8 protein-coding genes are annotated in these 20,881 nt (G+C 64.2%); 4 read left to right on the plus strand and 4 right to left on the minus strand.

Annotated features, from left to right (window positions below):
• The first annotated feature begins 309 nt into the window (after nucleotides 1-309).
• A complete protein-coding gene (locus NPS47_RS11455) occupies nucleotides 310-13,254 on the plus strand; it encodes a non-ribosomal peptide synthetase (RefSeq protein WP_274295077.1) in 12,945 nt (4,314 codons plus the stop codon).
• Between the two features lie 3 nt (nucleotides 13,255-13,257).
• Here NPS47_RS11455 and NPS47_RS11460 read toward each other — a convergent pair whose 3' ends face one another.
• The 4 genes from NPS47_RS11460 to dsbD all read right to left on the minus strand — a co-directional run bounded on the left by NPS47_RS11460 (nucleotide 13,258) and on the right by dsbD (nucleotide 17,131).
• Nucleotides 13,258-13,737 (minus strand): YkgB family protein, encoded by a 480-nt coding sequence (locus NPS47_RS11460; protein ID WP_274295078.1) that lies wholly within the window; start codon nucleotides 13,735-13,737, stop codon nucleotides 13,258-13,260.
• 75 nt (nucleotides 13,738-13,812) lie between these two features.
• Entirely contained in the window at nucleotides 13,813-14,577 is a 765-nt protein-coding gene (gene dsbG / locus NPS47_RS11465; RefSeq protein ID WP_274295079.1) for a thiol:disulfide interchange protein DsbG, read from the minus strand.
• Complete coding sequence (locus tag NPS47_RS11470; protein ID WP_274295080.1) at nucleotides 14,562-15,419, minus strand: TlpA disulfide reductase family protein; 858 nt, start codon at nucleotides 15,417-15,419, stop codon at nucleotides 14,562-14,564. Before NPS47_RS11470 ends, dsbG begins: the two co-directional genes overlap by 16 nt.
• Nucleotides 15,419-17,131, minus strand: a complete 1,713-nt coding sequence (gene dsbD, locus NPS47_RS11475; RefSeq protein WP_274295081.1) for a protein-disulfide reductase DsbD — start codon at nucleotides 17,129-17,131, stop codon at nucleotides 15,419-15,421. The genes NPS47_RS11470 and dsbD overlap by 1 nt, the downstream gene beginning before the upstream one ends.
• Nucleotides 17,132-17,303: 172 nt before the next feature.
• Between dsbD and NPS47_RS11480 the strand changes: the two genes are divergently transcribed.
• The 3 genes from NPS47_RS11480 (at nucleotide 17,304) to NPS47_RS11490 (ending at nucleotide 20,838) form a co-directional block, all read left to right on the plus strand.
• Entirely contained in the window at nucleotides 17,304-17,987 is a 684-nt protein-coding gene (locus NPS47_RS11480; RefSeq protein WP_274295082.1) for a response regulator, read from the plus strand.
• Nucleotides 17,984-19,306 (plus strand): ATP-binding protein, encoded by a 1,323-nt coding sequence (locus NPS47_RS11485; RefSeq protein ID WP_274295083.1) that lies wholly within the window; start codon nucleotides 17,984-17,986, stop codon nucleotides 19,304-19,306. Before NPS47_RS11480 ends, NPS47_RS11485 begins: the two co-directional genes overlap by 4 nt.
• A 119-nt stretch (nucleotides 19,307-19,425) precedes the next feature.
• Complete coding sequence (locus tag NPS47_RS11490; RefSeq protein WP_274295084.1) at nucleotides 19,426-20,838, plus strand: aspartate aminotransferase family protein; 1,413 nt, start codon at nucleotides 19,426-19,428, stop codon at nucleotides 20,836-20,838.
• The last annotated feature ends 43 nt before the right edge of the window (nucleotides 20,839-20,881 follow it).

Consider the following 20,881-nt stretch of genomic DNA (forward strand, 5'->3'; position numbering starts at 1 on the left):
GGGAGCACTCCAAGCCGGGAGGCTTCCTACGACGTGCGACAAATTATTCGTAATGATAATTATTGTCAAATGAGAAAGCGGTGCGTATCAGAATAATTTGGTTATAAGTCCGACGCTGTGATCCACTTCAAAAAAGCCGCCTTCCAGCGCCCCGCCCAAGCTGTACTCAGCGCTTAATTATTTGCCCTGCCCATCCGTTCCTCTGTGTACATCACCCGGCGCTCGACAGGCGCAACGCGCAAGCGCATCGCCGCTACGCGCCACTGTCGAGCCCTGATTTCACGTACAGACTCTGGCAGGAACCCTCCCATGACGGACGCCTTCGAACTCCCGGTTACGCTGGTCCAGGCACTGGCGCAACGTGCTGCGCAAACCCCGGAGCGGGTTGCCTTGCGCTTTCTGGCCGACGACCCGCAAGAGGAGGCGGTGCTGACCTTCCGGGAACTGGACCTGCGTGCACGGACCATTGCCGCTGCCCTGCAGGCCCGTACGGCCTTTGGAGACCGGGCCATCCTGCTGTTTCCCAGCGGGCCGGATTACGTCGCTGCCTTCTTCGGCTGCCTGTACGCTGGGGTCATTGCCGTGCCGGCCTACCCGCCTGAGTCCGCCCGTCGTCATCACCAGGAGCGCCTGCTGTCGATCATCGACGATGCCGAGCCGCGCCTGCTGCTGACCACCAGCACCCTGCACGACAGCCTGCAAGCATTGGCGGTGCTGGCCGAAGAAGCGGCGCCGCAGTTGCTGGCGGTCGATCATCTGGATGCAGCACTGGCCGACGCCTGGCAGATACTCGCGCTGCAAGCGGATGACATCGCTTTCCTGCAATACACCTCCGGGTCCACGGCGCTGCCCAAAGGCGTGCAGGTCAGTCACGGTAACCTGGTGGCCAACGAGGTGTTGATCCGCCACGGTTTCGGTATCGACCTCAATCCGGACGATGTCATCGTCAGCTGGTTGCCGCTGTACCACGACATGGGCCTGATCGGCGGCTTGCTGCAACCGATCTTCAGCGGTGTGCCTTGCGTGCTGATGGCCCCGGCGTATTTTCTCGCCCGTCCGCAGCGTTGGCTGCAGGCGATCAGCGACCACGGCGGCACCATCAGTGGCGGCCCCGATTTCGCCTATCGCCTGTGCAGCGAGCGGGTCAGTAGCGCGGCGCTGGCCAAACTCGACCTGAGCCGCTGGCGGGTGGCCTATTCCGGTTCCGAGCCGATCCGCCAGGACAGCCTCCAGGCCTTTGCTGAGAAATTTGCCGAATGTGGCTTCAGCGCCCAGAGCTTCTTTGCCAGCTACGGCCTGGCGGAGGCCACCCTGTTTGTCAGCGGCAGTAGCCGTGGCCAGGGTATTGCTGCGATGACTCTGGATGCCGGTGCGCTGGCACGCAACAGCGCCGAACCTGGCAGTGATGCGGTGCAGATGAGTTGCGGGCGCAGCCAGCCCGGGCACGGCGTGCAGATCGTCGATCCGCAACAGCTGACGGTGCTGGCTGATAATCAAGTCGGCGAGATCTGGGCCTGTGGTCCGAGCATTGCCAAAGGCTACTGGCGCAACCCGCAAGCGACTGCGCAGAGCTTTGTCGAGCAAGGCGGACAGACCTGGCTGCGCACCGGCGATCTGGGTTTTGTCCGCGAGGGGGAGCTGTTTGTCACCGGCCGGCTCAAGGATTTGCTGATCGTGCGGGGGCACAACCTCTACCCGCAGGATCTGGAGAAGACCCTGGAGCGTGAGGTCGAGGTACTGCGCAAAGGGCGGGTGGCGGTGTTTGCCGTCGATGACCAGGGCGAGGAGGGCATCGGTGTCGCCGTCGAAATCAGCCGCAATGTGCAGAAGATCGTCAGCCCGCAAAGCCTGATCAAGACCTTGCGTCAGGTTATTGCCGATGCCTGCCAGCAAGCCCCGGCGGTGGTCCTGTTGCTCAATCCGGGGGCGCTGCCGAAGACGTCCAGCGGCAAGCTGCAACGTTCGGCCTGCCGTCTGCGGATGAATGATGGCAGCCTCGACTGCTATGCGCGTTTCCCGGATGCAGAGCAATCGGTGACGGTCGCTGAAACGCTGCTGGGCAACCCGTTGCGTAGTCTGATTGCGCGCCTGTGGTGCGAGCAACTGGGGGTGGAGCAGGTCGCCGACGATGACCATTTCTTTCTCCTCGGTGGCAACTCCATCGCCGCCACTCAGCTTACCGCTCGCCTGGGCGATGAACTGGACCTGCAGTTGAGCTTGCGCGTGCTGTTCGATGCGCCGCTGCTGGGCGACTTCTGCAGCGCTGTTGCCGCCGCGCAGCAGGCGGGCTTAGCGCAGGGGGGGATCGAACGTCTCGCCCGTACCCAGGCGTTGCCGCAGTCACTGGCACAAAATCGTTTGTGGCTGCTCTGGCAGCTGGAACCGCAGAGCGCTGCCTATAACATTCCGGGGGCGCTGCATTTGCGCGGCGAGCTGGACCGGGCGGCGCTGCAGTCCAGTTTCCAGGCCCTGGTCGAGCGTCATGAATCCCTGCGTACGGTATTTGCCGAGGTTGATGGCCAGGCGCTGCAGCGAATCCTGCCAGCGCTGAAGCTCACTGTGCAGCACCTGGACTTGAGCGACCTCGACAACGATGCGGTACTGGCGCGACGAGAGGCCGAAGCGCAGCAACCGTTCGATCTGCAAGCCGGTCCCTTGCTGCGGGTGACCCTGGCGCGCCTTGACAGCGAAGCGCATCAGCTGTGGGTAACGTTGCACCACATCATTGCCGATGGCTGGTCGATGAATATCCTCATCGACGAGTTCTCGCGTTTGTACGCCGCCCATTGCCAGGGGCAGCAGGCCGAGTTGCCAGCGCTGACCCTGGACTACGCCGACTATGGCAGCTGGCAACGGCAATGGCTGGCCGAGGGGGAGGCTGCACGGCAACTGAACTACTGGCAGGCGCAATTGGGCGATGAACAGCCAGTGCTCGACCTCGCCACCGACCACCCGCGCTCCAGCCAGCAGCACAAGTCGGCCGCACGCCTGAGCCTGCGTGTGCCGGCGGCGTTGACCGAAGCGCTGCGCAGTACCGCCCGGCAGCACGACAGCACCCTGTTCATGATCCTGCTGGCCGGTTTCCAGAGCCTGCTGCACCGCTACAGCGGGCAGTCCGATATTCGTGTCGGGGTACCTAACGCCAACCGTCCGCGCCTGGAAACCCAGGGGCTGGTCGGCTTTTTCATCAACACCCAGGTCCTGCGTGCGCAACTCGATTCGCGCCTGCCGTTTGTCGAGCTGCTGGCCCAGGTACGGCAGACCACCTTGCAGGCCCAAGCCCATCAGGACCTGCCGTTCGAGCAACTGCTCGCAGCCTTCCCGGATGCCCGCGAACAGGGCCTGTTCCAGGTCATGTTCAACCACCAGCAGCGCGACTTGAGTGCGTTGCGTCGCCTGCCCGGGCTGCTCGCCGAAGCGCTGCCGTGGCACAGCCGCGAGGCCAAGTTCGACCTGCAGTTGCACAGCGAGGAAGACCATCAGGGGCGCCTGTCGCTGTCGTTCGATTACGCCAGCGAGTTGTTCGACGCCGCCAGTGTGCAGCGTCTGGCGGCACACCTGCTCAGTTTGCTGGAGCTGGTGTGCGCCGAGCCGACGTTAGCCATTGGTGACTTGCAGCTGCTTGATGCACAAGGACGTGAGCAACTGCTGCAATGGGGGCAGGCCCCGGCGCCTGCAGCGCAACAGTGGGTGGTCGAGCAACTCAATGAGCAGGCACGGCTGACGCCGCTGCGTACCGCGCTGGTGTGGGACGGCGGCGCCCTCGACTATGCCAGCCTGCACCAGCAGGCCAACCGCCTGGCCCATTACCTGCGCGACAAGGGCGTCGGCCCGGATGTCTGCGTGGCCATTGCCGCCGAACGTTCGCCACAGTTGTTGATTGGCGTGCTGGCGATTCTCAAGGCCGGTGGTGCCTATGTACCGCTGGATGTCGATTACCCGGTAGAGCGCCTGGCCTACATGCTCGCCGACTGTGGCGCGAGCCTGCTGCTCAGTCACAGCGAGGTGCTGGCGCGTCTGCCGCAGGTGGACGGGGTCAGCGCCATTGCCATGGATCAGCTCAATCTCGACAGCTGGCCGTGCCAGCCACCGGGCCTGCACCTGCATGGCGATAACCTCGCCTATGTGATCTATACCTCCGGCTCCACCGGGCAACCCAAGGGCGTCGGCAACACCCATGCAGCATTGGCCGAACGCCTGCAGTGGATGCAGCAGCGCTACGCGCTGGATGAGCACGACGTGCTGATGCAGAAGGCGCCGATCAGCTTCGACGTTTCGGTCTGGGAATGCTTCTGGCCGCTGGTCACCGGCTGCAAGCTGGTGCTGGCAGGCCCGGGCGAGCACCGCGATCCGCAGCGGATTGCCGCACTGGTGCGCGAGCATGGCGTGACCACCTTGCACTTTGTTCCGGCCCTGCTGCAGGTCTTTGTTCAAGAGCCACTGGCGGCGAGCTGCACCAGCTTGCGCCGTCTGTTCTCCGGCGGTGAGGCGTTGTCGGCCGCGCTGCGTGACCGGGTGCTGCAGGTGTTGCCGCAGGTGGCGCTGGATAACCGTTATGGCCCGACCGAAACCGCGATCAACGTCACTCACTGGCAGTGCAGCGAGGCAGATGGCGCGCGTTCGCCGATTGGCCGGCCGCTGGCTAATGTTTTGTGCCGGGTCTTCGATGAGGAGCTGCAGCTCAGTGCCCCCGGTGTTCCCGGCGAGCTGTTCCTCGGTGGGGCAGGGCTGGCGCGTGGCTACCTCGGGCGTCCAGGGCTGACTGCCGAACGTTTCGTGCCCGATCCCGAGGGCGATGGCCAGCGTCTTTACCGGAGTGGGGACCGTGCCCGCTGGGTGGCGTCCCTGGGGGCACTGGAGTACCTGGGACGTCTCGACCAGCAAGTGAAACTGCGCGGTTTTCGTGTCGAGCCGGAAGAAGTTGAAGCCTGCCTGCTGAGTCAGCCGGGGGTTGAGCAGGCGCTGGTACTGATTCGCCAGACCGTCGCCGGGGCGCAACTGGTTGGTTATTACAGCGGCGTGGAAAACAACGCCGGACTGATGGCGGCACTGGGCGAACAACTGCCGGCCTATATGGTCCCGGCATTACTGATGCATTTGGCGCAGATGCCTTTGGGGCCGAGTGGCAAGGTCGAGCGCAAAGCGCTGCCGGAGCCGGTCTGGACCACCCGTGAGCACATCGAACCTAGCACCGCGCTGCAACAGCAGATCGCCGCGATCTGGCGCGAAGTGCTGGGGCTGCAGCAGGTCGGTCTGCAGGATGACTTCTTTGCCCTCGGCGGGCACTCGTTGCTGGCGACCCAGATCATTTCTCGCACCCGCCAGGCGTGCAACGTCGAGTTGCCGCTGCGGGTATTGTTTGAAGCCAGTGAGCTGTGCGCCTTTGCCCGCGAGGTCGAACGTATCCAGCACCGCGGCGAACACAACCTGCAGGGCGAGATCGCGCGGATCGACCGTCGTCAGGCTGTGCCTTTGTCTTACTCCCAACAGCGCATGTGGTTCCTCTGGCAGATGGAGCCGGACAGCCCCGCCTACAACGTCGGCGGCATGGCGCGGCTGCGTGGGGTGCTGGATGTCAGCCGCTTCGAGCAGACCTTGCAAACCCTGATCGTGCGCCATGAGACCCTGCGTACCACCTTCCCGAGCATCGACGGCGTGCCGTATCAGTGCGTGCACAGCGACAGCACGCTGCAGATGCACTGGCAGGACTTTTCCGCGCACACGCCTGCCGAACGCGAGCAACGTCTGCAGACCTTCGCCGATGAGCAGGCGCATCAACCCTTCGACCTGGAGCGCGGCCCGCTGCTGCGTGCCTGCCTGGTCAAGGCCGGCGAGCACGAGCACTATTTTGTCCTGACCCTGCACCATATCGTCACTGAAGGCTGGGCCATGGACATCTTCGCCCGCGAACTGGGCGAGCTGTACGAAGCCTTTGTCGATGAGCGTGAATCGCCGTTGCCGGCTTTGCCGGTGCAGTACCTGGACTACAGCGTCTGGCAGCGCCAGTGGCTGGAAGCCGGTGAAGGCCGGCGGCAACTGGAGTACTGGAAAGCCCGGCTCGGTGACGAGCATCCGGTGCTGGAGCTGCCCACCGACCGACCGCGGCCAGCGGTCCAAAGCCATCGGGGTGAGCTCTATCGCTTCGACCTCAGTGCGCAACTGGCGGCGCGGGTGCGTGCCTTCAATGCCGAGCGTGGCCTGACCCTGTTCATGACCATGACCGCCACCCTGGCGCTGCTGCTCTATCGCTACAGCGGCCAGCAGGACCTGCGCATCGGTGCACCGGTGGCCAACCGCATCCGCCCGGAAAGTGAAGGGCTGATTGGTGCGTTCCTCAACACCCAGGTGCTGCGTTGCCAGCTTGATGGGCAAATTCGCGTCGCCGAGCTGATCGATCAGGTCCGCCAGACCGTGATCGAAGGCCAGTCGCATCAGGACCTGCCGTTCGATCAACTGGTCGAAGCCTTGCAGCCTGCACGCAGCACCGCTTACAACCCGTTGTTCCAGGTGATGTGCAACGTGCAGCGATGGGAGTTCCAGCAGCGCCGGCAATTGTCGGGCATGCAGGTGGATTACCTGGTCAACGACGCCCGCGCGACCAAGTTTGACCTCAACCTGGAAGTCACCGACCTCGACCGGCGTCTGGGCTGCTGCCTGACCTACAGCTGCGACCTGTTCGACGAGCCACGCATCGCGCAGATGGCCGCACACTGGCAGAACCTGCTGGCGGCCATGCTCGACAATCCCGAGCAGCGTCTGTGCGAGTTGCCGATGCTGGCCAGCACTGAACAACAGCAGCTGCGTAACAGCCTCGAAGGCGACCTTGATGCAGACCTGGAGCAGACCATCGAAGGCCTGTTCAGTGCGCAAGCGGCGCGTCAGCCGCAGGCCCTGGCGCTGACCTTTGCCGGTCAGCACCTGAGCTATGCCGAGCTGGACGCCCGCGCCAACCAAATGGCCCGGGTACTGCGCGAGCGCGGGGTGGGCCCGCAGGTACGGGTAGGTCTGGCGCTGGAGCGCTCGCTGGAGATGGTCGTGGGCTTGCTGGCAATCCTCAAGGCCGGGGGCGCCTATGTGCCGCTGGACCCGGAGTACCCGCTGGAACGCCTGCACTACATGATCGAAGACAGCGGCATCAGGCTGTTGCTCGGTCAGCGCAGCCTGTTCGAGGCACTGGGCGAACTGCCGGGTCCGGTCGAACGCTGGAGTCTGGAAGATGACGGCCCGGCGCTGGCCAATGTCAGCCGCGAGCCGTTGACCGTGGCCAGTCTGCCCGGCCATCAGGCCTACCTGATCTACACCTCCGGCTCCACCGGCAAGCCCAAGGGGGTGGTGGTCAGTCGAGGCGAGATCGCCATGCACTGCCAGGCAGTTATCGAGCGCTTCGGCATGCGCAGCGACGACTGCGAATTGCACTTCTATTCGATCAACTTTGACGCCGCTACCGAGCGTTTGCTGGTGCCGCTGCTGTGTGGCGCGCGGGTGGTCCTGCGCGCCCAGGGGCAGTGGGGTGCCGAAGAGATCTGCACCCTCATTCGCGAGCAGCGGGTGTCGGTTCTTGGCTTCACCCCGAGTTATGGCAGTCAACTGGCGCAGTGGCTGGCCAGCCGTAACGAGACCCTGCCGGTGCGCCTGTGTATCACCGGTGGCGAAGCCTTGACCGCTGAGCACCTGCAGCGGATCCGTCAGGCCTTTACGCCGCAGCAGTTCTTCAATGCCTATGGGCCGACCGAAACGGTGGTCATGCCGCTGGCGTGCCTGGCACCGGAACAGTTGCCAGCCGGTGCCGGCAGTGTGCCGATCGGCAGCGTGGTCGGCGCCCGGGTGGCTTACATTCTCGATGCCGACCTGGCGCTGTTGCCCCAGGGTGGAGTTGGCGAGCTGTATGTCGGCGGTGCCGGTCTGGCCCAGGGCTACCATGAACGGCCGGGACTCAGTGCCGAACGTTTTGTCGCCGACCCGTTCAGCGCTGATGGCGGGCGTCTGTACCGCACTGGCGATCTGGTGCGGCAGGGCGCCGACGGGCTGGTTGAGTATGTGGGTCGCATCGACCATCAGGTAAAGATTCGCGGCTTCCGCATCGAGCTTGGCGAAATCGAAACGCGCCTGCTGGAGCATCCGGCGGTTCGCGAAGCAGTAGTGCTGGCCCTGGACATGCCGGGCGGCAAGCAACTGGTTGCTTATCTGGTCTGCGCGCAGGCTCAGGCCGATGCCGCAGAGCAAGCCGCGCTGCGTGATGCCCTCAAGGCGCAGTTACGGTTGCACCTGCCAGATTACATGGTGCCCAGCCATCTGGTAGTGCTGGAGCAGATGCCCTTGATGGGCAATGGCAAGCTTGACCGCCGTGCCTTGCCAGCGCCTGATCTGGAACACGGGCGTGAGCACTATGAAGCACCGCGCAACGCGCTGGAGCAGCAGTTGGCCAATCTCTGGCGCGATGTGTTGAATGTCCCGCGGGTCGGCTTGCAGGACAACTTCTTCGAACTGGGTGGTGACTCGATCCTGTCGATCCAGGTGGTCAGCCGTGCCCGTCAGGCGGGGCTGCACTTCACCCCGCGTGACCTGTTCCAGCACCAGACCATCCAGACCTTGGCCAGTGTGGTGCGCCGCAGCGACGACAACCCGGTCGATCAAGGGCCTCTGAGCGGTCGCGCGGCGCTGACGCCGATCCAGCACTGGTTCTTCGACAGCGATGTCGCGCAGCCCCAGCACTGGAACCAGTCGGTATTGCTGGCGCCGACCGAACGTCTGGTGCCCAAGGCGCTGGAACAGGCCTTGCAGCAACTGGTAGAACAGCACGACGCGCTGCGCCTGCGTTTCAGCACGCAGGATGGCCAATGGCAGGGCGACTATGTCCAGGGTGAAAGCCGCGAGCTGCTCTGGCAGGTGTCGGTCAACAGCTTTGCCGACTGCCAGCCGCTGTACAGCGACGTCCAGCGCAGCCTTGATCTGCACAATGGTCCGCTGCTGCGGGCACTGCTGGTCGAAGACGCAGAGGGGCAGCAACGCCTGCTGTGGGCAATCCATCACCTGGTGGTCGATGGCGTGTCGTGGCGGGTGCTGCTGGAAGATTTGCAGGCGCTTTACCGGGGCCAGGCACTGGCGGCGAAAACCCGCGCGATGAGCGATTGGGCCGCACGTCTGCAAGCCTATGCCGGCAGTGATTCACTGCGCGACGAACAGCACTGGTGGCAGACGCAACTGAGCACGGCTCACCGTGAGCTGCCCTGCGATCACCCGCAAGGGGCGAACCTGCACAAGCAGGCGCACACCCTGAGCGTGCGCCTGGATGCCACGCAGACCCGGCAACTGCTCAAGGAGGCGCCAGCGGCCTACCACACCCAGGTCAATGACCTGCTGCTGACCGCCCTGGCCCGGGTGCTGTGCCGCTGGAGCGGCGACACCGCGGTGCTGGTGCAACTGGAGGGGCATGGCCGGGAAAGCCTGTTCGAGGATATGGACCTGACCCGCAGTGTCGGTTGGTTCACCAGTGCCTATCCATTGAGCCTTAGCCCTGCGGCTGACGCCGCTGCGTCGATCAAGGCGATCAAGGAACAACTGCGTCAGGTGCCGCACAAGGGGCTGGGGTACGGTGTACTGCGTTACCTGGCCGATACCACGGTACGTGAAAGCATGGCGGCGTTGCCGCAGGCGCGGATCACCTTCAATTACCTCGGCCAGTTCGACCAGCAATTCCAGGCCGATGCCCTGTTCCAGCCGGTGGACGAGCCGGCCGGTGAGGCTCATGACCTGGAGGCGCCATTGCCCAACTGGTTGAGTGTCGATGGCCAGGTGTATGCCGGTGAATTGCAGCTGCGCTGGACCTTCAGCCGTGAACGCTACGATCAACGCACCATCGAGCAGTTGGCTGAAGCTTACAAAATCGAACTGCTTGGCCTGATCGAGCACTGTCTGACCCCAGGCAATGGCAGCTTCACCCCGTCGGACTTCCCGCTGGCGCAGCTGAACCAGGAGCAGATCGACAGCCTGCCAGTGCCCGCCGCGCAGATCGAAGATGTCTACCCACTGACGCCGATGCAGGAAGGGCTGTTGCTGCATACCCTGCTCGAACCCGGCACCGGCATCTACTACATGCAGGACCGCTACCGGATCAACAGCGCCCTCGACCCGCAACGTTTTGCCCAGGCCTGGCAAGCGGTGGTCGAGCGACACGAAGCCCTGCGTGCGTCGTTCAGCTGGAACGCTGGCGAAGCCATGCTACAGATCATCCACAAGCCGGGCAGCACCGCGCTCGATTATCTGGACTGGGTCGACCTTGCCGAGGACGAGCAGGAAGCGCGCCTGCAGGCCCTGCACAAGCAGGAGCGCGAAGCCGGTTTCGATCTGCTGCAACAGGCACCGTTCCAGCTGCGCCTGATCCGCGTCGGCGCGGACCGCTACTGGTTCATGATGAGCAACCATCACATTCTTATCGATGCCTGGTGCCGCTCGTTGCTGATGAACGACTTCTTCGAGCTGTACATGGCTCTGGGCGAAGGACGCGAGGCACAGTTGCCGGTGCCGCCGCGCTACCGCGACTACATCAGCTGGCTGCAGCACCAGGACCTGGACGCCGCGCGTCAGTGGTGGCGCGACAACCTGCAGGGCTTCGAACGCAGCACGGCAGTGCCGAGCGACCGGCCGCTGCTGCGTGATCACGGCGCCGAGAATACCGGGATGATCGTCGGAGACTGTCACACCCGCCTTGATGCCAGCGATGGAGCACGCCTGCGTGAGTTGGCTCAGGCCCATCAATTGACCGTCAACACCTTCGCCCAGGCGGCCTGGGCTCTGCTGTTGAGCCGTTATAGCGGCGAGCGCGACGTGCTGTTCGGGGTGACCGTGGCCGGTCGTCCGGTGAGCATGCCGCAGATGCAGCGCACGGTCGGGCTGTTCATCAACAGTATCGCCCTGCGGGTGCAGTTGCCGGCTGCCGGTGAGCCTTGCAGCGTCCGCGAATGGCTCAAGGGTCTGTTCGAACGCAACATGGAGTTGCGCGAATACGAGTACCTGCCGCTGGTGAGCATTCAGGAATGCAGTGAGCTGCCCAAGGGCCAGCCATTGTTCGACAGCCTGTTCGTGTTCGAAAACGCCCCGGTGGAAGTTGCGGTTCTGAACCGCGCACAGCACCTGAATGCCAGTTCCGATTCCGGTCGCACCCACACCAACTTCCCGCTGACCGCGGTCTGCTATCCAGGCGATGACCTTGGGCTGCACCTGTCGTTCGATCAGCGCTATTTCGACACCTCGACGGTCGAGCGCTTGCTGGCCGAGTTCAAGCGCCTGTTGCTGGCCCTGGCCGATGGTTTCCACGGCGACATGAGCGAGCTGCCGTTGCTGGGTGAGCAGGAACGCCGCCTGCTGCTGGAAGACTGCAACCGTAGCCAACGGGATTACCCGCTGGAGCAGAGTTACGTAGCGCTGTTCGAGACACAGGTTGCTGCCCATCCGCAGCGTACTGCAGCACGGTGCCTGGAGCAGTCGATCAGCTACGCACAGCTCAATCGCCAGGCCAACCGCCTGGGGCATGCGCTGGTGGCTGCCGGGGTGAGCATTGATCAGCCGGTGGCGCTGCTGGCCGAGCGTGACTTGCCGTTGCTGGGGATGATCGTCGGCAGCTTCAAGGCGGGTGCCGGTTACTTGCCGCTCGATCCGGGCTTGCCGGCGGCGCGTCTGCAACGCATCGTCGAACTCAGTCGTACGCCGGTGCTGGTCTGCAGTCAGGCCTGCGCCGAGCAGGGCCGTGCACTGCTCGATGAGCTGGCTTGCGCGGGGCGGCCGAAGTTGCTGGTCTGGGAGCAGGTGCAGAACGCCGATCTGCCCGAGGTCAACCCAGGCATCTACAGCGCGCCGGACAACCTCGCCTACGTGATCTATACCTCCGGCTCCACGGGCTTGCCGAAGGGGGTGATGGTCGAGCAGCGCGGCATGCTCAACAACCAGTTGAGCAAGGTGCCCTACCTGCAACTGGACGAGCACGACGTGATTGCCCAGACCGCTTCGCAGAGTTTCGACATTTCCGTCTGGCAGTTCCTCGCCGCGCCGTTGTTCGGTGCTCAGGTGGCGATCGTGCCCAACAGCATTGCCCACGATCCGCAGGGCTTGCTTGAGCATGTTCAGGCCTGCGGGATCACGGTGCTGGAAAGCGTGCCGTCACTGATCCAGGGCATGCTTGCCAACGAGCATCAGCAACTCGACGGCCTGCGCTGGATGCTGCCAACCGGCGAGGCGATGCCACCCGAGCTGGCGTCGCAGTGGCTGCAGCGCTATCCGCAGATCGCTCTGGTCAATGCTTATGGCCCGGCGGAATGCTCCGATGACGTGGCGTTCTTCCGCGTCGATGCGGCTTCGACTCGTGGCAGCTATCTGCCGATCGGTACGCCGACCGATAACAACCGTCTGTACCTGCTTGGCGACGATCAGCAGCTGGTGCCACTGGGAGCCGTCGGTGAACTCTGTGTGGCCGGCACCGGTGTCGGTCGCGGCTATGTCAGCGATCCGCTGCGCACCGCCCTGGCGTTCATCCCGCATCCGTTCGGCGTGGCGGGCGAGCGCCTGTACCGCACCGGTGACCTGGCGCGGCGCCGTCAGGATGGCGTGCTCGAATACGTCGGACGCATTGACCATCAAGTGAAGATCCGTGGCTACCGTATCGAGCTGGGCGAGATCGAAGCGCGACTGCATGAACAGGCCGAAGTGCGCGACGCGGCGGTGGGGGTTCAGGAGGGGGTCAATGGCAAGCACCTGGTGGGTTATCTGGTGGCCAGCGATGCGGCAGCGGACAGCAGCGTGTTGCTCGAGCTGATCAAGCAGCGCTTACGCGCAGAGCTGCCCGAATACATGGTCCCGTTACATTGGGCCTGGCTCAAGCAACTGCCGCTCAATGCCAACGGCAAGCTTGACCGCAAGGCGTTGCCGAGCGTTGATTTTGCCGCTCAGCAGGGGCAGGACTTCCTCGCTCCGCGCAGCGACCTGGAGCAGACCCTGGCGACGATCTGGGCCGAAGTGCTCAAGGTCGAACAGGTCGGGGTACGCGACAATTTCTTCGAGCTGGGCGGGCACTCCCTGCTGGCTACGCAGATCGCCTCGAGGGTGCAGAAGGCGCTGCAACTGAACGTGCCGTTGCGGGCGATGTTCGAGTGCAGCACCGTCGAAGCGCTGGCGAACTACGTGGAAGGCCTCAAGGCCAGTGAGCTGAGCGACGACAAGGTCGACCGGCTCAGTGACCTGATGGCCGAGCTCGAAGCGCTGTAGGGTCTAGGCCGTGGTGGGGCAGGTGCGTTGCAGGTCGTGTTTGAGCAAAGCGACCGAGGCGGCCAGCAGCACGGCGTCCTTGATCAGAAAGGACGTCGCGCCGCCCATGGCCGGAAATCCACCGGCACTGTTCTCCCAACCACCGGGTGTGGTCAGGATCAGGGTCAGGGTGGTCAGGTAGGTGATCGCCGAGCCGAGCGCCCCGGCCACCGCCCAACGCGGCTGCCAGAAGCCGATCAGCAACGCGGCGCCAATCGCCCACTCGGCCACGCCCAGGGCATAGCTGGCGCCCTGGATACCAAAGGCGGGATGCATCCAGGACAGCAAGGGACTGTTGTCGATCAGTGGAATGAGCGCCTGGGCTTCATAGGCGAACCACTTGGTGTAGCCGAAACCGATGAAAATCACGATCAGGCTCAGGCGCAGCAAGGTGATGTCGAGGGAGGAGCGCACAAAGGTGTCAAGGTAGGCGGGGCGGGTCATGGAGAGTTCCTTTTCGGTTAGGGGTACTCTCCAGACGCCTTGCTGGTGCTGGTGTTACAACCTGCTGTCAGCGGATCAACGCTTGCCGAGAATCTTCCCAAGCATCTCCGGACGTGGCGCGCCTTGCTGCGTTTGCAGTTGTTGTTGCTCATCCATGTAGAAGATGGCTGGCGTGGCGGCCAATCCCAGTTCCTCCATCAAGGCCTGGTTGCCATCGAGCTTGGCTTGCACGGCCGCCGGAATTTTCTCCAGTGCCTTGAGCGTGCTGGCCTTGCCGGCGCTCTCGTGTTTGAGCAGAGCCTTGACCGGATCATTGCTGGCCAACAGCGCCGCCGATTTACCCGGGCTGTCTTCGCGGATGATACCGACCATGATGTGGCGCAATTGCACCTTGCCCGACTCGACCCAGGGCCGCGCCTGCTGCCAGAACATGTTGCAGTACGGGCAGTTGGGGTCGCTGAACAGATAGACGACGCGTGGCGCATCGGCCTTGCCGTCGGCGATCCAGGCGGTCTTTTCCATCTTCGCCCAGACCTCCTTGGCCATCGGTGCGTAGACCAGCTTCTCCAGCGGTGCTTCGCTCAAGTCCTGGCCTTGTTCATCGAACAGGCTGCCGACCAGTACGTGTTTGCCATCCGGTGTCAGGTACAGGGCCATGCCCCGGTTCTGGTACTCGGCGGCGTAACCGCGCAGGCCGTTGGGGGCATCGAAGCTGCCTTTGATCTTCACGCCCTTGGCTTCCATTTGCTGCACGGCCTTGGGCAGGGTTTCGGCCAGGGCAGCCTGGCTGGCCAGCAGGCCGAAGGTCAGGGTCAGTGGCAGTTTCAGCAAAGGGTGCATGTGTCATTCCTTGAAGGGTGGGTGGCGACAGGCGCAGGCGTGCGCTCAAAGGATTCCAGGGCGTGGCTGAGGCTGGCTCGCGACAGCTCGCCCAGATGGCTGCCAACCAGGCGGCCGTCGGCGTCGTAGAACAGGGTGGTGGGCAGGGCCATGGAGCCGACCTGCTGGGCCAGCTGGCCACCGCCGTCAAACAGCACATGGGACAGGTTCAGGCCGGTGGTGGCGAGAAAGGTGCTGACCGTCTGCGGGGTTTCGCCCTGGTTGACGAACAGGAAGGTGATGTCCGGGTGTTCGTGTTGCGCCTGTTGCAACACCGGCATTTCCCGACGGCACGGCGGGCACCAGGTGGCCCAGAGGTTGATGACCAGCGGGCGGCCACGGTAGGAGGTCAACTGCACGGTCTGGCCGTCGGCCTTGTGCAGGCTCATTTCGGGCAGTTGTGTGCCTTGCTCGTAGAGATGACTGGCGAGGCTGCCGAGTAGCCAGAACAGCACGCCGCTGAACAAGCCCCAGCCCAGCGGACGGCGCAAGCTGGCGCGGCGCCAGCCTTGCCACAACGCACCGATGGCCACCACCAGCAAACCTGGCCAGAGCAGGAAGCCGCCGTCGCGCAGGTCGACTATCTGTAGCGGATCATCGCGGTACATTGGCCAGTAGCTGAGTACGAACCCCAGGCGTGCCGCCAGCAGACCCAGCAGGAACAGGCCGAACAGCACCGATTCCGGGTTGTCGCCACCGCGTTTGGCCACGCGCCAGCCGACCAGGGTGGCCAAGGCCAGTGCGCAGAGCAGCAACAGATGATCGACGGCCATGGTCAGTGGCCCGAGGTTTACCGTCAGCATCAACCTTGACTCCGGGTCTGGGCCCACTGTTCGAGGAAGTTCTTCGCATCGATTTCACCGGTGATGCGGCGGGCGCGGCGCTCGTTGCCTTCCGGGCCGATCCAGATCAGGCTGGGCGGGCCGGGCACCTGGTAACGTTGTAGTAATTCGCGGCTGGAGGGCGCATCGGCGGTCACATCCAGGCGCAGCAAGCGTACGCCGTTCAGCGCGGCCAGCACATCGGCGCGGGCGAACACCTGTTTTTCCATGACCTTGCACGACACGCACCAGTCGGCATAGTAGTCGAGCATCACCCACTGCCCTTGCGCCTTGGCTATGTCCAGCTCGCGTTGTAGCTCAGCCGGCTGGCTGACGGTGATGAAGGCATCGCTGTGGACAGCATTGGCAACCACCGTGCCGCTACCGGCGCGGAACGGCTGCAGCGGTTGCCAGGGGTCGTCGCCGCCGGCGGCGGCACCGATCACCAGCAGGCTGCCCCAGAAGCCCAGCAGCAGCGGCACCGCGCGGATTGGCCGCAGGCCATGCAATGCAGGCCATGCCGCCCAGGCCAGGGCAATCAGCCAGGCGCCGATCAGTCCCAGCCACAGCGAGGGTTCCAGCACGGTGCGCAGGGTATACAGGGCCATGGCCAGGAACACGAAGCCGAACAGGCCCTTGACCAGGTTCATCCACGGGCCGGGGCGCGGCAGGTAGCGATTGCCCAGGGTCACCAGCAGCAACAGCGGCAAGCCCATGCCGATGCCGAGTGTGAACAGCACCAGCCCGCCGTGGACGGCGTTGCCGCTCTGGGCGATGTACAGCAGGGCACCGGCCAGGGGCGCGGTCATGCACGGGCCCATCAACAGCCCCGAGAGCGCACCGAGCAAGGCCGCGCCATACAGGTTGCCGCCGCGGGTGCCGTGGCCGGCGCGTTCCAGACGATCGCGCAACCAGGCCGGCAACTGCAGCTCGAAGGCACCGAACATCGGCAGGGCCAGCAACACAAACAGGCCGGCCAGGGTGCCGAGCAACCAGGGCTGTTGCAACCAGGCCTGAAGACTTCCCCCTAGCAACGCGGCAATCACCCCGAGGGCGGCGTACACCAGCGCCATGCTCAGTACGTAAACGATAGCCAATGCCCAGCCACGGCGGGCACTCACGCCATTGCCGAGGACCAGTCCGGCGAGAATCGGCAGCATCGGCAACGAGCACGGTGTGAAGGCCAGCAGCAGGCCCAGGCCCAGAAAGGCCAGCAGGCTCCAGGCCAGGCCCGACTGCTGCAGGCCGCCGGCCAGGGCCTGATCGCTGGCTTGTTCTTGCTCATCGACAGCGGCGCTGCTCAGGCTGACCAGGTTGGTCTGTGGTGGATAGCACAACCCGGCATCGGCACAGCCTTGCCAGCCCATGCGCAACTGGCCACTGGCGGAGGCAGGCAGGATCAGTTCAAGTTCGCCGCGATACACCAGAGTCTCGCCGAAGAACTCGTCCTGATGGGGCAAGGCCTCTGGCAACGCGGGCTGCTGCTCAATGGGTAGGCCGTCGAACTTCAGGCGTTTCTGGTAAAGATAGTAACCCTCGGTGATTTTCCAGTGCAGGCGCATCTGCCCGGAGTCCAGCCGCTCGCTGCTGAACACGAATGCCTTGTCCACCGGCAGAAAGTCGCTCTGGGCGAAGGGGTTGGCCTGGGTCAGGCCGCTGAACAGAAGCATCAGGGCAATTAGTAACGTGCGCATCTCTAAGCCTTGGTAGTGCGATAAGTGCCCGATCCTGGCCGAGCACGATTAACCGAGTGTTAACCCACCGGCGTCGATTGTCGCCCGGACCGCGACGATCCGGCGCGGGCGCGGCATAATCCTGAGTTAATCCGCCTGCGCTTCACTGCCACTTTTAGCATCGAGACCGACCATGCACGTACTGCTCTGCGAGGATGACGACCTGATTGCCAGCGGTATCGCCGCGGGGTTGACCGCCCAGGGCATGACCGTGGACCGGGTCGCCACGGCGGCTGCGGCCCAGGCCATGCTCCAGGCAGCAGCCTTCGATGTCATGGTGCTGGACCTGGGCTTGCCCGATGAAGATGGTCTGAAACTGCTGCAGCGCCTGCGCCAGCAGGGTGAGAGCCTGCCGGTGCTGGTGCTCACCGCCCGCGATGCGGTCACTGACCGGGTCGACGGCCTGCAGGCCGGTGCCGACGATTACCTGTTGAAACCCTTCGACCTGCGCGAGCTGGCTGCGCGCCTGCATACCCTGTTGCGACGCTCAGCCGGGCGCGCGGTGAATATCATCGAACACGGCCCGCTCAGCTACGACCCCAGCAGCCGCGAAACCTGCCTGGGCGGGGTACCCATCGACCTGTCACGACGCGAGCAGGCGCTGTTGCAGGCGCTGTTGCACAACCGTGGCCGGGTGCTGTCCAGCGAGCAGCTCAAGGACAGCGTCTATGGCTTCGGCGACGAGGTCGAGAGCAATGCCTTGAACGTGCATATCCATCACCTGCGCCGCAAATTGGGCAACGGCATCGTTGAAACCGTACGCGGCCTGGGTTACCGCCTGGGGCCGGCGCAGGTGCCGGAGGTCGAGCAGCCATGAGCCTGCGCGTACGCCTGACGCTGATCCTCGGCACCGCCTTCGTGCTCATCTGGGCCCTGGCGGCGGCCTGGATGCTGCGCGACCTGCGCTATCAGATGATGTTTTCCCTCGACCAGCGCCTGGTGGCTTCGGCGCGCATGGTTGCCGGCCTGATCGATCAGTTGCCGCAACCGCTGACAGCCAAGGGCGAGGGCACAAAGTTGAGTGCCGACCAGCTCAGCGTGCCGGATGGCATGGCCTGTCAGGTCAGTTCGTTGCGTGGCGAGATCATTGCCCGAAATCATAGCCAGGGACACACCCTCGACGACGATCGCAGCGGTTTTCGCGACCAGACCATCGAGGGTGCACGCTGGCGTACGTTTACCTATTACCGCGGTGATGTGCGTATCACCACGGCCGACCGTCACCAGGAGCGTGAGGCGCTGAACCGCTCGATCCTGTTGGCGGCTTCGGCACCGGTGTTTGTCGCCTTGCTGGGAACGCTTGGGCTGCTATGGATCGGTATCGGCAAGGGCCTGGCACCGCTCAACCGCATGCGTGATGCGCTGCGCCGGCGTAGCCCTGATGCGCTGGAACCGTTGCAAGTGCGCGCCTTGCCCAGCGAGTTAAAGCCCCTGCTGGATACCCAGAACCAGCTGTTCTTGCGCATTGCCCAGACAATCGAGCGTGAACGGCGCCTGACCGACGACGCCGCGCATGAGCTGCGCACGCCGCTGACCGCGATCAAGACCCACCTGCAGGTGGCGCGGATGACCGATGGCGCGGTTCGTGAGCAAGCGCTGGAGCACGCAGAACAGGGCGCTGACCGTTTGCACCGGACCCTGGAGCAGTTGCTGCTGTTGGCACGGGTTGAAGGCAGCCTGTCGTTTGACGACGGGGTGCAGTGCAGCGCCGAACAGGTGGCTCGCCAGGCCATCCAGGACACCGGGGTTGGCGATTCGCAACGCATTGACCTGCAATTGGCACCAGAGGCCGCTCAGGCGTACCTCGGGATGCCCTCGCCACTGGCGGTGACCGCTTTGCGCAATCTGCTCGACAATGCGTTGCGCCACACTCGGGGCCCGGCGCCGGTGGAGCTGGCGGTGCAGATGGAAAAGGGCCAGGTGGCCTTCCGGGTGCGTGATCACGGCCCGGGAATCGTCGAGCAGGACCTTGAACACCTCACCGAGCGTTTCTGGCGCAATGGCCAAAGCGGCGGTTGCGGGCTGGGGTTGGCGATTGTTCAGGCGATTGTCCAGCGCTGTGCCGGGTCGCTGCGCTTCGACAGCCAGAGCGATGGCCTGCGGGTGTTCTTGCATATCCCTTTACGTGCGCAGTAGTTGATCGCGGGGCTAAATCCGCAAGGCGCTGAAGCGTTTTTCAAGCGATAACAACCCGACACACATCTGGTGACAGGCGCGTGACGGGCTCATCCGCTTGCTTGCGAGGGTTTCCCCAGATGTCAGTCGCTATCAGCCTTGCCCAGCCGCTGTCGGTGTCTTCGGACCTGGCCGCTGCCGAAACGCTTTATCACTTCGAAGAATCCCCCTTGCTGGCCCGACAAAAGCAGCAGGAGTCCAATGCCCGCAGTTACCCGCGACGCATTCCCCTGGCGTTGAAAAAGGCCCGTGGCCTGTATGTCGAAGATGTCGAAGGGCGTCAGTTCATCGACTGCCTGGCCGGGGCCGGGACGCTGGCGCTGGGCCACAACCACCCGGTGGTGATCGAGGCGATCCAGCAGGTATTGGCCGACGAATTGCCCCTGCACACCCTCGACCTCACTACGCCGGTCAAGGATCAGTTCGTTCAGGACCTGTTCGGCCTGTTGCCGCAGGCGCTGCGTGACGAAGCGAAGATCCAGTTCTGCGGGCCGACCGGTACCGATGCGGTGGAGGCGGCGCTGAAGCTGGTGCGCACCGCGACCGGGCGCACCACCGTGCTGTCGTTCCAGGGCGGCTACCACGGCATGTCCCAGGGGGCGTTGAGCCTGATGGGCAGCCTGGCACCGAAAAAGCCATTGGCCGGGCTGCTGAGCAATGGCGTGCAGTTTTTGCCGTATCCCTACGACTACCGTTGCCCGTTCGGACTGGGCGGTGAGGCGGGGGTCAAGGTCAACCTGCATTATCTGGAGAACCTGCTGAACGATCCGGAGGGCGGTGTGCAATTGCCGGCCGCGGTAATCGTCGAGGCGGTGCAAGGTGAAGGCGGGGTGATTCCGGCGGATCTGCGATGGCTGCGCGGCGTGCGGCGGATTACCGAGCAAGCCGGTGTGGCGTTGATCGTCGATGAGATCCAGAGTGGATTTGCGCGTACCGGCAAGATGTTTGCTTTTGAGCACGCGGGCATCGTCCCAGATGTGGTGGTGATGTCCAAAGCCATTGGTGGCAGCCTGCCCCTGGCCGTGGTGGTTTACCGTCAGTGGCTGGATACCTGGCAGCCAGGGGCGCATGCCGGCACGTTCCGCGGTAACCAGATGGCCATGGCCGCCGGTTCGGCGGTGATGAAGTACATCAAGGATCACGACCTGTGCGCTCATGCCCAGGCAATGGGAGAGCGCCTGGTTGGGCATCTGCGCCGTTTGCAGGCAGACTTCCCGCAACTGGGTGATATTCGTGGCCGTGGTTTGATGCTCGGCGTCGAGCTGGTTGATCCGGCCAGTGCCAGGGATGCCCAGGGCCACCCGGCCGTTTGCCCGCAGCTGGCACCGCTGGTTCAGCGCGAGTGCCTCAAGCGTGGTCTGATTCTTGAACTGGGAGGGCGTCAGGGTGCTGTTGTGCGCTTTCTGCCGCCGCTGGTGATTAGCGCTGAGCAAGTCGATGAAGTGGCTGCGCGGTTTGGGCGGGCGCTGGCAGCGGCTGTGGCGGGTCTCTGAGGGCACGATCGCGGGGCAAGCCCGCTCCCACAGGTTAAACGCG

It is taken from the genome of Pseudomonas putida (assembly GCF_028682475.1).
Classification (GTDB): Bacteria; Pseudomonadota; Gammaproteobacteria; order Pseudomonadales; family Pseudomonadaceae; genus Aquipseudomonas; species Aquipseudomonas putida_AG.